The organism is Bacillus cereus group sp. N12 (genome assembly GCF_016483575.1).
Classification (GTDB): domain Bacteria; phylum Bacillota; class Bacilli; order Bacillales; family Bacillaceae_G; genus Bacillus_A; species Bacillus_A toyonensis.
Map to the genome: position 1 here is coordinate 1 of NZ_JAEHBO010000023.1, position 15,010 is coordinate 15,010.

Genomic DNA, 15,010 nt, shown 5'->3' on the forward strand with positions numbered 1-15,010 from the left:
GCCCGGTGCAATACCGGACTCATTTGGATCAAGCTGCCTAATGAAATAACCGTGTCTAACTTTTAGGGGTCACTTCACACAATTACATAAGGATGCTCGTTTTTACTTTTATGGGGGACTCTCGGGTCAATATCATCTCTTTCCAGAAAGTAAAAATCAAATCAGCTCATAAACAAGGTTTTTTAAATTTAATTCATAGATCTTACTGCAACTTGGAATTGTCCCTTAGAACCATCATCATTTGAAACGTAAATTTTATATGTTCCAATCGGTAATGGAGATAAAGCATTCCGTACATTTGTAACATTAATTTGTTGTTCTCCAGGCCTTATATAACCACCAGCAATTAACTCCGTATTTGGGCCTTTTACACTATACCCCATTGTATTTTGGCCATTATTTTTCATAAAGAAGCTTAAATCAGTACTCCCATTATATACAAAAGAAGTGACAGCCTCTCCACTATAATCCATTGTTTGAGTTAATAATATGTCTGCAGGAACGTGTTCAACTATATTAATTGCATCATTCGTTTTGTGCACTTCTTCAGCATAAGTATTATTCCCTAACACACCAAGTGTTAATGCCGAAATCACTCCACAACTAAGCATTAGTTTATTTAACTTCATTTTAAGTTCCCCCTTGATGTTTGTATTCTATTACCATCATACATTCTTTTTTAAGTGCGTTTTTATGTAATAATTCATATCCTTAAATATACATATAATAACTTTACGTATTAACATTTATTGAGTAACTCACATAGATAAAGCTACAGTATTATGTTTTATAAAAAAGAACATGTTAATTTCAAAGGTTTTTTCACACAAAATGTATACGATTCATTACAACAATACTCGAGTGAACAGTGTTTTCATTTCAGATAAATTATATGAATAAAAAAATTTTAAATTTTCACTTTGTAATTCGGTAAATTCCATGTTAATATAACGAAAGCTACAAAACAATGGTCGTCATATATATTATTTTCACAGAATATTCACACTCATAAACCCATTATTTTACCAGTAATTCAATCCCAATTTTACCTATACAAAAGTTAGTTTCTAATTTCATATGTACATAAATTCAAGTAGATTTTTTATCTATTATTTTTTCTATCTTCCTCATCAATTCTAATACGAGTAATATAATAACATTTTTTCAAGTACCCTTCCTTTTTTAGATAGAAAGTCTACTAATACTAAACATCTAGGTCCAACTTATACATAATACTACTTACAAACTATCGGAGATGCAAAACTATGGGAATTTCTACTCTCTTATTAAATACCTTTATTATAATAATTTGTATCCTTAGCTATCACGTATTTTGGCTAGAATTTAAAGAAAAAATAACATGTAATAATATGTTAATTTCTACTCTCTCCTCTATTGCTATTATTTTTTGTATGACTTTTCCTTTTCATTTACATGCTGGCTTTATTTATGATTTACGTTTTATTCCTATCATATTAGTTTTTCTGTATGGAAATACAAAAAACATTGTTCTTATAGGAATTTTATATCTTTCTTATCGCTTTTACTTAGGTGGAAATGGCGTTCTTCCATCATTTATTATCTTTACAATTATTTCTGGTATAACAATGCTCTTCCGTTACTTATTACCTATGCATTTTAAAGAAAAAAAGATATTATTAAGCTTACTCCTTATTTTAGTATGTACAGCTTCACTTTCTATCTGCGGTATTGTAACTCAAATAAATACAGGAGGTAAAATAGACGCTACTCTCATAGAATTTTTATTAAATTATATAATCATTAATATTTTCACATTATTATTATCAGTTTATTTAATAGAGGGAATGATTGAGAAATATAAAATGAAAGAAAAACTGCAACGGGCTGAAAAATTTTATATAGCTAGCGAACTAGCGGCGTCAATTGCACACGAAATCCACAATCCACTAACCACGGTACATGGATTCACTCAATTATTAAATGAAAAACATGCCTCTAAGCTATCTCAGGATCAGTACTTAGAAATCATGTTAATTGAAATGCAGCAAATACAATCTACTATCAATAACTATTTATCTTTAACCAAACCACAGAATACCCTAAAAGAGAAAATAGATATTAATTACATTTTAAATCAGGTGAAAGACACTATTTCACCACTTGCTCTATCATACAAAGTTGAAATAAAACAAAATAGTACAGATTCCTTTTATATAAATGGGGATCCCGAAAAATTCAGACTCTGTCTAAACAACATCATACAAAATGGAATTGAGGCTATGAAAAATGGTGGAGTTTTACAAATAAATATACAAAAAATAAAAGGAAATATTATAATTAACATTATTGATTCAGGTATTGGAATGTCATCTCAACAAATAAAACGAATTGCTTTGCCGTTTTATTCAACAACAGAAAAAGGGACTGGACTTGGTACTATGATTGCTTACAGTATTATTAAAGAATTAAACGGAGATATAGAGATAGAGAGTGAATTAGGTAAAGGGACACGCTTTTCTATTAGTATCCCCTGCTAATGTAATGAAAGTTATTTAGATAATAAAAATTTTCTACTTAACTTTTTAAATAAATGAATTTTAAAAATTCCGCTACCTTACGTATCAATTATCTTACTTTCAAATAATAAGGATCAGAGTTTATCTGTAAAAATAGATAAACTCTGATCCTTTAATTAAACGTACTTAAAATTCACTACTTTTCTTACATTTTGATGAACTAATAATTTATCGATTTCATCTCATTTACTGTTCAAATCTGTTTAATTTAAATATAAGATCTCTCGACACTTAATTTGTTAATGTCATTAGAGTCATTGTCTACAGTTGTTTTTTCATTAAAAGCATAGATCTTTTTGCTATTCATCGAAAAAAACAAATTCCCTTTTACTACTTCACTTCTACCGTATAATTCCCTGTTCCCCCACCATACTGATACACATGTAAATAATATTTCCCTGGATACGTATAGTAGCTACCTACTAGTTGATTTCCTTGTTGCTGGGCATACGTAACATAATTATTTAAATCTGCTTCTGAATAAAGAACCCAGTTTACTCCAATATTATTTTCTTTCGTTACATTGATTTGAAGGTTTTTAGCTGTTTCTACATTTATTTCAAAGAAATCACTTGTATCACCATTTCCTAAACTAGCACGTAAAATTTGATTCAACTGCAGTTTATTTGCTGTTTGGAATGAATTGTTTGGCTCTTTTTCTACACTGTTATCTTCTTTCTTTTTAACTGTCACACTCGTTGTAGCAGTATTAGTTGCTCCTTTATCGTCTGTTACTGTTAATTTCGCTGTATATGTTCCTTCTTTTGTATAAATGTGCGTTGAGTTTTGTTCATTACTTACAGTACCGTCTCCAAACTCCCATTTATAAGAAGCGATTTTTCCATCTTCATCTTTTGATCCATCGCTTTTAAAAGAGATTGCTTCGTTCACATTTCCGCTATACGGACCATTTATAACTGCGACCGGCGCTTTATTCACAGCTCCTTCTTCTGTATTCATACCATGGAACACAACGTCATACTCAAATTGTCCTGATGCATTCACACGATAATTCACAAAATAAGCTGTTACTGTTTTATAGCCTGTCCATCCTTTTGCACTTAAACGTTTTAACGTATCATTCACCTTTTGTGTAATTGTTTTCCAGTCTTCATATTCTCCTTTTGCAGCAGTACCTGTATATGTTCCTTGTAGTGTAAATGTATTAAAGAACTGTGATTTATTTTTCTTTACAGATACATTTTTTACATTTGCTTCCGCCGTAATTTCTGCTGCAATATCTGAAACTGGTTTCGGTGCGTGCGTTGCTAAATAATCGTCTGATACTAACGGAACATTATATTTATCACGATTATCAACTAACATTTGCATATAGTCTTGATACTCTTTATTTAAATTCGCATCTTTACTTAACGCAGAGCGATATGCATCATATGCTGTCACATCATTTTTCCTAATAAGGTCATGAACTTTATCAAATATATCATACCTCTTATTGTACATGTACGATTGTAAAGCGAAGGAATAATTATAGAAATCCCACGTTCCATACTTTGCATTTAACGTTCGCTCGGCCGTATAACGCTCTGCTGGATTTGAAGATAATCCTCCTATAATGCTCTTTCTCGGTACAACATTATCCGTTCTCGTTGCTCCTGCAAAAAATTCAGCATTTCCTTCTTCAAACCAAGATAATCTTTCATTTTCATACATCTTACCTTGTCCCCATAGTCCTGGCACTTCATATCTACCTTGTAAATAATGCGTGAACTCATGTCGAAATAACTCTTCTAAACTATAAATACTTTCTTGTGGTGTACGTTCATAAGTAAAGAATGTACCTGTTCCTTCTATATAAAGACCACCATTATTCGTTTCATACCCGTACAATTGACGATTAAATTGATATTCTGCTGGACTATTATAAATAACCATCGTCAATACATCATCTGGATTCCCTTTTTCTAATGGCTGGTCACTTTCAACGGTACGATGGAATTGTGCCTTCACTTCTTGCGCTGCCCAATATAGACGTTTTACTTTTTCCTCAGTCACTTTATCTCCAGCTTTTAAAACAATTGCACCATCATCAAACGTATACGTTTTCGGTAAATATTTTTTCTTACCATCTTCTCGTATTTGATCTAAATTAACCATATTTCCATTTGCATCTTTTCCGCCATAATTTGTCGCGATTTGCTCAGCTGCTACGAAATATTGCTCCCCTAAGTACGGGTATATGTTCATCGCATCTGTTACAACTTGTAACCCTTTCGTCCCTGTACTATGGAACGTACCGAGTCTACCTGTATAATAAATGCCATTGTTAATAAGCCATCCGTTTTTCGCTGTAATCGTTCCCATTAATGCAAAACGACTTAGCTCATTAATATAACTATCTATTTTCTGATACCATACTGTATCTTTCGGCACTTTTCTCGTATCGTACAAATATGATTGAATATCGTAATCCACACCTTGCATAATATCGTAAATCGCATTTCCAGCTGAAAGATTATCTACCAATGTAGAAAAACTATCATTATATTGTTTAAAAATCTTCGCAGCCGATGTTATCGTTTCCACATCACTCGAAGCGTTTCCTATTAATTTTCCGTATGATGATACAACTCTATTTTGTTCTAATGTACCGAGCTTAAAATTCGGGTTGCTCGCAATGGTTTTTAATGCAGGTAAGCATTTATCATGATAGCTTCGTTCATTCAGTTTACTTAATTCTGTATTATAAAATCCTAAATAAAACCCAGATCGCAATACCTCTACTAATGTCTCAATCCCTTTTGAATCATCTTGCGTATAAGTTTGCCCTTGCTGCTTCAATTTATCAATAATCGCCTGCATCCTACTATCATTTTGATAGAATGCTAGACTGTCTTTATTAAACTGAAATAGCCCCGTAATTTGCTCCCAGTCGATTGTTACAAGTAAATCTACTAATTGCTGATTGCTTAATTGATTTAATTCAGCAATTGTATAAGTTTTCGCTACAGCTAATTGTTTACTTTCTTTTTTTACTTCTGGCGGTCTTTGCGATAAATCAGCAAATTGTAGCCTTTTCTCAAAAGACTTATTTTCTAGCACTTTTGATGAATGAGCTAATTCTTGCACTGGAAATTGTACACCAACTGGCTCCATTTTGAGCACATTTCGATAAGAAACTTGCTCTTCCTTAGTATTTTCCGCCGATATGCTCCCTTGAAAACTCCCTAACAGTAAACTAGCAAAACTTACCCCTACTAAAACTTTTTTTGAATAGCCTTTCATACTCTCCCCTACCTTACATTTTTTAGTGTCCCTCACTAATATCTTACTATTCTGACTATTTATTCTGTATTGAGAAAAAATAAGGTAACGTTCACATATGTATCCATTCATAGCAAAATTAACGCTTGACTCTCCATGCGATTTGTGTCAAAAAAAGGATAGATAATAGCGAAATTTCTGCTACATCTAACCTCTTTTTCAACGCTATGAATTTAACTTTACAAACGTTATTTCTGGTAATGTTTGTATATATTGAATGAATGCATTCTTTTCTTCAGGTGATATATTTTTCAGCTGCATTCCTACCTTATAAACTACACCTGTATCTTGCTGTAAAGATTCCACTTCATATGAAAGTATTGGAATACCTTTCATATGAAGCTTCTCTAATATTTGTTGTACCGTTTCATGTTTATTCATACAAATTTGCACTGTTATATTTTGCGGAAATAAAAATCGCACTTTAAAAATACGACTTACAATCTCTAACCCAATTAAAACGAGAATCGTAGCTCCAATCCCTACTACATACATACCCGCTCCAATTGCTAATCCAATTCCTGCTGTAGCCCATAAACCAGCCGCTGTCGTTAATCCTTTCACTACCTGTTTTTGAATAATAATTGTACCTGCACCTAAAAAACCTACTCCACTAACAACTTGCGCTGCAATACGACTTGGATCAAGGGACATATGATTTTCAAACATAATATCTGAAAAGGCATATTTCGAAACAACCATTATTAAAGCGCTCCCTACCGCTACGAGGAAATGAGTCTTTAATCCAGCTTCTTTTGATCGAATTTCCCTTTCAATACCAATCATTGCTCCTAATAAACCAGCAATACCAATTCGTAAAATAAAATCAATATGTAAGCTCACGAACACTTCCCCCTTTCATTCATTATAGATGGATAAAACAAAAATTATCACACACATCCATTTATCGATATAAAAACATTCCATCTAAATTCACTTACTATCCCAACGATTTTATGTTAATATTTTAAATATTAGCATAAACAAGATAACCTATTTCTCATACAAAAAAACCTTTAAGTTCAACACCTTACTTATCTTCAGTTAAAAATTGCATATGAAGTGCAAGAAATGAGGTTGAGAAATTCGGAAAACGCTTCCATTTTCTGCCTTGATTTTTGTGAAATAAAACATAAATAAAAGGAGTTTACTAGCAATGAATGTCTTTTTGATTACACCTACTACTGATTTACAAGAAGAATACTTAGATTTTTATAACGAATGGAAAGAGAGCGGTGAAACGATGATTCCGTGGGTTATTTCAAAGGACCCTTCTAACTTTCCAGCTATGATTCAAGAATTACTCGATGCACATAACGGAGTAAACCTTCCTGAATCTTGGGTACCAGACTCTACGTATTGGCTCGTTACAGAAGAAAATAAAATTGTAGGAGTTGTTAATATACGTCATAGTTTAACCGAACATTTATTTAACACTGGAGGTCATGTCGGTTATGGCATTCGCCCTTCTGAAAGAAGAAAAGGTTATGCTACGAAGTTATTAGAGTTATCGCTAGAAAAAACGAAGGAATTAAACATCGAGAAAGTACTTGTCGTTTGTGACGAAGTGAATACAGGATCAGAAAAAACAATCTTACATAACGGCGGGCTTCGTGATGATGATTTCATTGAGGAAGATGGAAATATTGTAAGAAGGTATTGGATTGAACTATGAATAATTAAAAACAAGCCAGAAAGTGATTACACACTTTCTGGCTTGTTTTATGCTACTTCTATTTCAAACTGTACTGTAATACCACTTGGATCTACTACTGTAAATCCATTTGTAGTTTCATTTATTTCATGTTGTTTTTCTATTAATCTTTCTTTCACTTCATCTAACGCTTCTTTATGCGGTAGTACAATCGTATATACCTTTAGTCCAGTTGCATGTGTTGGTGGGTGCGGATTATTTACTCCGTTCCACGTATTTGCACCGATATGGTGATGATAGCCTCCTGCCGAAATAAATAAGCAATCCTCTTCACGCTGTTGTACCTCAAAGCCTACAGTCTTTACATAAAACTCATGTGACTTTTCTACATCAGCTATTCGTAAATGTACGTGTCCAACGACAGTATCAGCAGGTAAACCAGCAAACTCATAATCAACGAGCGTTGCCAATTCTTTTAAATCAAGTGGTGTACTTCCTCCTGGTCCTTCTCCCCATTGATCGCGCGGGCGGTCTGCATATATTTCAATTCCATTATCCTCTAAGTCTTGTAAATAAAACGCTTCGCTATACGTATGATCACTTGCACTATTAAACCTTGAAATTGGTAAAATTTCATTTGAATATGTATAACGCCCTTCTTGTTCAGCCGGGCTATCAATTACATTCTTATTACGAAGAACCCCAAATAGTGCCGAAGCAAAAGCTTCACGAGTCGGAACTAAAAAAGCCACATGATATATACCAGTCGTACGTGGTTCTTGTAGTGCCCCATCCTCCAACTTTTCAAGAACAAGCAGCGTATTCTTACCACCCTTTCCAGATAAATACGCTTTATTCCCCTCTTGTTTAATTACTTCTAAGCCTACTACATTCTCATAAAAAGCAATTTGACGTTCTAAATCTTTCACTTTAAATGCAACATGACCAATACGTGTTTTCGGATGAATTTGTACCATGAATAACTCCATCTCCTTATCCCAATATTTTTCCATTACATATAACCGTTACTATGAAGAATACAATCAAAATCACCCTATGTAAATAAGAAAAGTCAGAATTTATACATATTTTTATTTTCTTAATAAAAAAGCCACCTCTTCTAACTTTCAGAAAAAGTGACTTTATAACTCTTATCTCATTTTATGTACTTCAGCAACTAACTTTCCGCCCTGAATGCCCATATAAAGCTTCACAGGTGCGTCGTTCGTGTTTTCAAATACTAAGTCTAAGTATGGATATGCAATTGTAGCATCTCTTCCTTGTGGCACATAACCTACTGTTTTAGAATGCGTCGTTCTCTCTACCATTTTCAAACCAGCTTGATCTGCTGCATTGTATAAAGTCGAAGATGTTTGACAAACACCCCCACCATATCCATCTACTAATTTACCATCTACAATTTCTTTTCCTAATTGATATCCTTTATCTGGCGTTGTATCACCGATTAATGCATTAAAAGAGAAGCGGTCTCCTTTTGCTAATACAACTCCATTTATGCTCGCCGCTGACAAACGAATATTCTCAATACGGCCACCTGTTGATCCACCTAAATTCGTTTCATATCTACCAATTACCGTACCACTTCCTTGCGCATCACTTAATGTTGCCGTAGGCTTTTTCTCTGTGATTGGTAACTGATATGAAGAATCCCACATACCAACATTTAACAATTTATCTACTAATTCTTTTTCCATTAATTCATAAGAAGGTTTTCCTTCTTGCCAACTTCCATCAGGTGCTATACGTGATGGAACCATCTTTTTATCAACGGTTTTCCCAACCTCACTAGCAACCTTCGTTACCGATTTTTTAAATTTTGCTTCGTCTTCAAAATAGCCTAAACTAGACAAATCTATTTTTTTCACTTCAGTACCTGTTCGACTATCAACTAAACTAATAGAATCCTGCACTTCTGCTTTAGCCGCGACAGTGTGTCCACCAATATCACTTACTAATGCAACATCACTTACTTTTGTACCACAACCACTCACTACAGCTACACATAGCACCCCAACTAAAATACCCTTTATTTTACGGAACAATATACTCTCTCCTTTTCCCCAACACTGCTTTTATGTATTATTTCATTTTTATGTATGTTTTGTTACAATCATTTTACAATATGTTTATAAAATGTTACAAGTTATTTTTTACTCTATTTAAATTACTCTTTTCTTTTGTAAATGTCTATACATATTTTTATGAAAATGTAAGTTTAGCAAATCTGTAACCTTTATGTAACCTCTCCCCTTCTATCCATTATATACCATTAAATAAATGAAAAACAAATGTAACAACTCCCTGTTCTTATTTATAAAAGTAAATCACGTAAATATAATTAGGTATTTGCCGTGCCACTGCTCCGCTTTTACACATACAGTATCGTGTATTTAACCTATTTTAAAGAAATGGAGGATGTTTTTATGTACCCCTACAATCCATATGATTCATATAACCAATACGGTTATCAGCCGCAATATGATTTACAAGCACAATACCAACAATATATAGATCAAACAGAACAAGTTAATCCATATGACCAAAATAGACAATTTCAACTTCCAATCTCTTTCCCTGGTACTGGAAACCGTCAACTAGAACGACGAGTAAATGAGCTTGAGCAAAGAGTACGTCAATTAGAAAATACTGTTGAGCGCCATACACGTAGACTAAATCGCTTAAATCAACGTTTACGTACAGTAGAAAACAGACTTAACATTCCATTTGCAGCGCTAGAAGACGGATTTTAATTTTGAAAATAAAAAATATATAAGGAAGGGTCTTCCCTTCCTTATATAAATTGACGAAAGTTTTCTCCATCTCTATACTGATAAGAGTTAATGAAATGAAACAAGGTGATAAATATGGATTTTGAAATAAATTTCCTTTCCTTTTATGTTGTACAAGTAGAAGGAAAAGGCGAAGCAGTTGATAAACGCTATAAACATTTTCAAACATTAGACGCTGAAGAATATGAAGATAGCTCTTTAAAAGAATTTTTGAATGGTGAATTATTAAAAATTTCAAAGCGAAAAGTAGAACGTCATGCCAAAACGGAACAAGCCCCAACAAAGATTGGGCGCTTTATTGTAGAAGAAGGGCACGAACTCGATTCAAACCCTCATTACAACCTATTTAATCGTATTCGTTTTGCAGAAACAAAAGAAAACTTCAAAGATATGAGCGAGCCTCTCGTTTATACATATCTTGACACAAGCGCTGTTCGTGGTGGTGTATTTTTAATTGCTCAAGCAAAACTACGTAAATACTTTGATGACCCGTTCGTATTCGTTATGAAATGTGACTTTGAACCGAAAGTTGCCTCTATTTCAGATGAATCAACGCTTATTCGTAACGTTGAAATGGCCATCACAACGAAGAATATGAAATCTATCCAATATCCGTACATGCCTGAAGAAGGTATGGTTGAAGTAGGCGAACTAAAAATACACCAAGCATCACATGCCCGCTACTTCGAGGACTTCTTAAAATTCGTCGAATACGAACGCTCTATGCCTGAAATTATGAAAACACAAGTAATGGACATGGTATATGACCAAATTGAAGATGTATTTGAAGAAGGTACGGAAGAACGTGAACAATTCGACCAAGCAATGGAAGTATGGGCTGCCAGTCCGAAACGTGAAATTATGGAACAATTTTCAACCGAAGAAGTAATGGAAGCTACCGCTCAAATCGTCGAGCATGCTCCTGAAGTGGAATTAAAGCTAAAAGCAGATCATATCTCTGTGAAGGCCCTGCTTGCTGATTTCGGGGATCAAATACATATCGCAAAGGTAAATGACCGATACGTATTAATGATTGAGGCTGATACACTTACGTTTGAAAAAGGCTTCTCTCCTATTGAGTTTCTGAAGCCAGATGAGTTGCAAGATGTGATTGAGCGGATTGAGAATAAGCAACAGTTTTCATATGATCCAAACGGGGTTGAATAAAGAAAATCAAGTAACCAATAAACATGTTTTAAATAACAACTATGTGTCTACAAGTGAGACCACACAATACTAAAAATTTTGATTCTAACATTGAATAAATGCTTCCCTATAACTATTTTTTACTGAGCGCTATTAACAAAGCGCTCTTTTATTTTGGACTTACTTGACGTTTACTTTAAAAACCGACTCTACTAAGAATCGGTTTCTCTGCTTTATAACAAGATGTGCTTATGTATTAAATTTTTTTGATTTAAGATAAAATTTGTTGCAGTATCTAAATAAATTCGTTCCTTGTTGTACAAACACATTTCCATTTGGAATATCCTTTTCAATATGTTCTTGTATACAACGTACTACAATTTTTTCACTTTTTACTAATAGACCCAGTCCTTCTATAAGTTTTTGATGTTTTTCCTTATAGTCACTATGTATGTTATTAAAATAAAAATTTCACTTTACTACCTCAAATTTATTGTACTCGTAAAAAGATAATTGAAAACGATATTTTGGATGCTCTCTCACCCAATCGTAGGTTTCTTCTAAAATATCCATTTTATTTTGTGGGTCATTAAGTTCACTGCATTCGTCCCTTTTCTGTTTGCACAGAGGGCAGAACCCATTCACTATCGTGGCACTCATGGCACAAATAGTTTTATTTTCTAAGTCAACTAATATATGAAGAATAAGAGAATGTTCTGCTGTTGTAGTCACCATCATTTCAGCAATCCTATCCTCATTCCAAAAGACACCGTTTAATTCCATCTTTACGTTAATATCTTTGATATCCAAATTTATCATCATCGCATCTCCCATATATATAACGCTTATCTTACTCTTCAATTTTAATCTTTAATCCACCGCGGTTTAAAGATATATTAAGCTTTTTCTAACTCCTTTTTACTATAAGAGGAAGTGTAATAAAAATAAAAAGTGATGTGAATATAATATAAAAAATAAAACAGTTAAAATGTTAAAGATTGCTTCCATTTAACTGTACCCTCTTTCATTTTTATGAGCTCTTATTTTATTAATATATTTTAAGATTCTTACGACGCCTTAATTTTCAAAGCAATTATAATAGCCAAATTACAACAACAAATTGATTCCTAATTAAATTTGAATACTTTACTCATCCGTCAATACGATGACTTTAAATTTATATAGCTAGAAATGGAGGAGAATGTCACCTAGACTGTGCATTCTCCTCCATCTCAGCCAAATATTTAAGCTGCCGCTCCGCTTTTCTCACCGCTGTAGGGAAATGTTTTTTCAGAAGTTCTACTGTATTTTCACTTATATAATACCTTTCCGTTATACTTTCCCACGTTTCACTACTTTCAAATGTACTCCACACAAATGGTCGTTCTGCATGTTTCTTCAGTTCTTTAAACACCCATTTTCGCATCTTTTTTTTCGCTTTTTCTGTTAGTTTTCCGTTCTTTACAAGTTCAAGCTCACCGTGTCTCTTGTATCGCTTATTAATATCTCTCTCGCTATATATTTTAAGAAGTATATTTGCTGTATTCTCAGCATCTGCTAAAGCGCGGTGCTGCTTTCCTTCCCACGTTAAACCGAGTTGTTCTACTGCAGATTGTAAACTTGGTGTATGCTCAAATAATTCTTCATACGCTTGGAAAACAAATTTTTGCAAATCAAATCTACTGTCTTTTTCCATACACGGGCATTCTAGGCCATGTAATGTACAATCATGAGATAGAAAATGATAATCTTCTTTTCCCCATGAAATAAATACAGAATCTTCTCCAATGAACTGAATAAATTTCTCTATAATTTGAGGGAATTTCTCTACACCAATTAAATCTTTTTTTGTAATTCCCGTTAATTTTGTCGTATGACGAGTAAGTCGTGCACCCGGTTTTACTAACTCCGAAAATTCTCCAATTACCTTCATTGTACTTGCTTCTATTTTTACAGCTCCGATATCAACTATCTCTGACGGATCTTCTGATTTATACGGCCTAAAATTTCTCTCTATATCAAACACAATAAAATGTGTAGCGTTTTTCAATTTATTTACCTCTTTCTAAAATCCTTTTCACACACATACTTTATTTTCAGTATCTATTTATTCATACACTTTATGCATGAAATACCTCGTATAAAAAACAAAAATTCAGTCTTATTATCATATGTACATTGGAGGATATTCAATAAGAACGCAAAAAAAAGAAGGGCGAGCCCTTCTTTTTTTCAAAAATTACTTCTTGTTAACGTTAGTAGCTTGTGGTCCACGGTTACCTTGTTCTACTTCGAAAGTAACTTCTTGACCTTCTTCTAAAGTTTTGAAGCCGTCGCCTTGGATAGCTGAGAAATGAACGAATACGTCTTCTCCGCCTTCAACTTCGATGAAACCGAAACCTTTTTCTGAGTTAAACCATTTTACTTTACCGTTTTGCATGAAAAAAATCCTCCTACAATGTACCTATATGTACATATTCATTTTCAACCACCTTACAATAATAAACCAGACATTAAAAAACTGCAACCCCTGAGGAGATTTAACATTGCTATCCTCCTCGGAAGTTACAGCTCATTTAAATCTCTATATTATTAAAAGTAAAATGGTTTAAATATACTATATCATATCAATATAATAAAAGCAAAGTTTTTTTTGCTAAACAACTTTTTTCTTCCACTGCATCGCTTTTGATTCACCTGATCCAGCTACAACATAGCCTTCTTTTTGATTAACAATACGCCAACCATGCCCTTTAACCGAGTCACATACTGTAACAATCCCTTCATTAAGATGCACACGGCAAACCGTGCTAACGCCCGCCTTATTTTGCGTTGAAGTCGTATATAGCACATGTTGATCTAAACTTAAGTCTAAATAGCTACTAGCTTTTTGCTCACTTTGACATGTATGCCAATATAGTTTTTCATTCTCAATACTTTCATCTATTTTACAAAAAGAAATATTACCACCAATTCCTTTACACGATCCACTTGCTGCTACTAGATAAGAATTATGTAGAGTCAACGCAGAAATCATTTGATTCATCGCTATTTTAATTCTTTTTAATTTACGTTTCTCTAAATCAAAAAGCCAAACACCACCATATTTCGCATGTATTTTCGTACCAATAAATAAGTAATGTTTATATAAGAATAACGAACGAATAGACGGTGCATCACTGCCATAATCAAGAAATGGATGAATGGTCTCCCATGTAGAACCGAAATTATTAGAAAGATACAATGTTTTATCTCCATGAGCAATGACAGTTCCTTGTACATTACTACACACATTCCAACTCGTTGCTTTTGTTGGAAAACGCTGAATTGTCCAGTTCTCTCCACCATTCATGCTACGAATAAAAATCCCTTCGTCGCCTACACCATAAACTATATTATCTACGCTATGTAAATCCCGAATTCGTTTTTGAAAGCCATTTAAAATTTGTTTCCATTCTCCGTCTTGTTCAATAAATAAGCCATCATATGTAGTAGCTAACATAAGTTTTCCATCTCTTAATTTTGTAATAGCAGTTGCACTTAACATTGTCTCCACG

The 15,010-nt window shown here is 33.4% G+C and carries 13 protein-coding genes; 4 read left to right on the forward strand and 9 right to left on the reverse strand.

Annotated elements, in window-relative coordinates; genetic code table 11:
- Nucleotides 1-188: 188 nt before the first annotated feature.
- Nucleotides 189-629, reverse strand: coding sequence for a hypothetical protein (locus JDS92_RS13265; RefSeq protein WP_000773479.1), 441 nt, complete (start codon nt 627-629; stop codon nt 189-191).
- A gap of 636 nt (nt 630-1,265) precedes the next feature.
- Here JDS92_RS13265 and JDS92_RS13270 point away from each other — a divergent pair.
- Nucleotides 1,266-2,519 carry a sensor histidine kinase gene (locus JDS92_RS13270; RefSeq protein ID WP_000513020.1) on the forward strand — a complete coding sequence of 418 codons (1,254 nt, stop codon included), beginning with the start codon at nt 1,266-1,268 and terminating at the stop codon, nt 2,517-2,519.
- 369 nt (nt 2,520-2,888) lie between these two features.
- Here JDS92_RS13270 and colA read toward each other — a convergent pair whose 3' ends face one another.
- Together colA and JDS92_RS13280 are read right to left on the reverse strand one after the other, a co-directional pair.
- Nucleotides 2,889-5,804, reverse strand: a complete 2,916-nt coding sequence (colA, locus tag JDS92_RS13275; protein ID WP_098911809.1) for a collagenase ColA — start codon at nt 5,802-5,804, stop codon at nt 2,889-2,891.
- A 204-nt stretch (nt 5,805-6,008) separates the two neighbouring features.
- Nucleotides 6,009-6,686, reverse strand: a complete 678-nt coding sequence (locus JDS92_RS13280; RefSeq protein WP_000052096.1) for an MgtC/SapB family protein — start codon at nt 6,684-6,686, stop codon at nt 6,009-6,011.
- Between the two features lie 313 nt (nt 6,687-6,999).
- Here JDS92_RS13280 and JDS92_RS13285 point away from each other — a divergent pair, with 313 nt between their 5' ends.
- Nucleotides 7,000-7,518: a GNAT family N-acetyltransferase gene (locus JDS92_RS13285; RefSeq protein WP_097958369.1), complete on the forward strand. Its 519-nt coding sequence runs from the start codon at nt 7,000-7,002 to the stop codon at nt 7,516-7,518.
- A gap of 47 nt (nt 7,519-7,565) precedes the next feature.
- Here the strand turns inward: JDS92_RS13285 and JDS92_RS13290 are convergent, their stop codons facing one another.
- Both JDS92_RS13290 and JDS92_RS13295 read right to left on the reverse strand, forming a co-directional pair.
- Complete coding sequence (locus tag JDS92_RS13290) at nt 7,566-8,474, reverse strand: VOC family protein (protein ID WP_199632031.1); 909 nt, start codon at nt 8,472-8,474, stop codon at nt 7,566-7,568.
- A 174-nt stretch (nt 8,475-8,648) separates the two neighbouring features.
- On the reverse strand, nt 8,649-9,560 hold the full coding sequence (locus JDS92_RS13295) for a VanW family protein (RefSeq protein ID WP_000488650.1): 912 nt from the start codon (nt 9,558-9,560) through the stop codon (nt 8,649-8,651).
- Nucleotides 9,561-9,941: 381 nt separating this feature from the next.
- On the opposite strand from JDS92_RS13295, the gene JDS92_RS13300 reads away from it, so the two are divergent.
- Both JDS92_RS13300 and JDS92_RS13305 read left to right on the forward strand, forming a co-directional pair.
- Nucleotides 9,942-10,268 (forward strand): hypothetical protein, encoded by a 327-nt coding sequence (locus JDS92_RS13300; protein ID WP_000283717.1) that lies wholly within the window; start codon nt 9,942-9,944, stop codon nt 10,266-10,268.
- Nucleotides 10,269-10,382: 114 nt separating this feature from the next.
- On the forward strand, nt 10,383-11,474 hold the full coding sequence (locus tag JDS92_RS13305; protein WP_000345023.1) for a DUF3900 domain-containing protein: 1,092 nt from the start codon (nt 10,383-10,385) through the stop codon (nt 11,472-11,474).
- A gap of 450 nt (nt 11,475-11,924) precedes the next feature.
- Here the strand turns inward: JDS92_RS13305 and JDS92_RS13310 are convergent, their stop codons facing one another.
- The 4 genes from JDS92_RS13310 to JDS92_RS13325 form a co-directional block, all read right to left on the reverse strand.
- A complete protein-coding gene (locus JDS92_RS13310) occupies nt 11,925-12,272 on the reverse strand; it encodes a hypothetical protein (RefSeq protein WP_141523508.1) in 348 nt (115 codons plus the stop codon).
- Between the two features lie 385 nt (nt 12,273-12,657).
- Entirely contained in the window at nt 12,658-13,503 is an 846-nt protein-coding gene (locus tag JDS92_RS13315; RefSeq protein WP_000786410.1) for an exonuclease, read from the reverse strand.
- 189 nt (nt 13,504-13,692) lie between these two features.
- Nucleotides 13,693-13,893, reverse strand: a complete 201-nt coding sequence (gene cspB, locus JDS92_RS13320) for a cold shock-like protein CspB (RefSeq protein ID WP_001179148.1) — start codon at nt 13,891-13,893, stop codon at nt 13,693-13,695.
- A 216-nt stretch (nt 13,894-14,109) separates the two neighbouring features.
- Nucleotides 14,110-15,009: a WD40/YVTN/BNR-like repeat-containing protein gene (locus tag JDS92_RS13325; protein ID WP_097958375.1), complete on the reverse strand. Its 900-nt coding sequence runs from the start codon at nt 15,007-15,009 to the stop codon at nt 14,110-14,112.
- Nucleotide 15,010 lies beyond the last annotated feature (1 nt).

What these genes read in the sequence shown, in the direction of transcription:
- cspB (WP_001179148.1), bottom strand. Translation starts at nt 13,893, where the DNA reads ATGCAAAACGGTAAAGTAAAATGGTTTAACTCAGAAAAAGGTTTCGGT.
- colA (WP_098911809.1), bottom strand. Translation starts at nt 5,804, where the DNA reads ATGAAAGGCTATTCAAAAAAAGTTTTAGTAGGGGTAAGTTTTGCTAGT.
- JDS92_RS13300 (WP_000283717.1), top strand. Translation starts at nt 9,942, where the DNA reads ATGTACCCCTACAATCCATATGATTCATATAACCAATACGGTTATCAG.
- JDS92_RS13265 (WP_000773479.1), bottom strand. Translation starts at nt 629, where the DNA reads ATGAAGTTAAATAAACTAATGCTTAGTTGTGGAGTGATTTCGGCATTA.
- JDS92_RS13290 (WP_199632031.1), bottom strand. Translation starts at nt 8,474, where the DNA reads ATGGTACAAATTCATCCGAAAACACGTATTGGTCATGTTGCATTTAAA.
- JDS92_RS13305 (WP_000345023.1), top strand. Translation starts at nt 10,383, where the DNA reads ATGGATTTTGAAATAAATTTCCTTTCCTTTTATGTTGTACAAGTAGAA.
- JDS92_RS13270 (WP_000513020.1), top strand. Translation starts at nt 1,266, where the DNA reads ATGGGAATTTCTACTCTCTTATTAAATACCTTTATTATAATAATTTGT.
- JDS92_RS13285 (WP_097958369.1), top strand. Translation starts at nt 7,000, where the DNA reads ATGAATGTCTTTTTGATTACACCTACTACTGATTTACAAGAAGAATAC.
- JDS92_RS13310 (WP_141523508.1), bottom strand. Translation starts at nt 12,272, where the DNA reads ATGATAAATTTGGATATCAAAGATATTAACGTAAAGATGGAATTAAAC.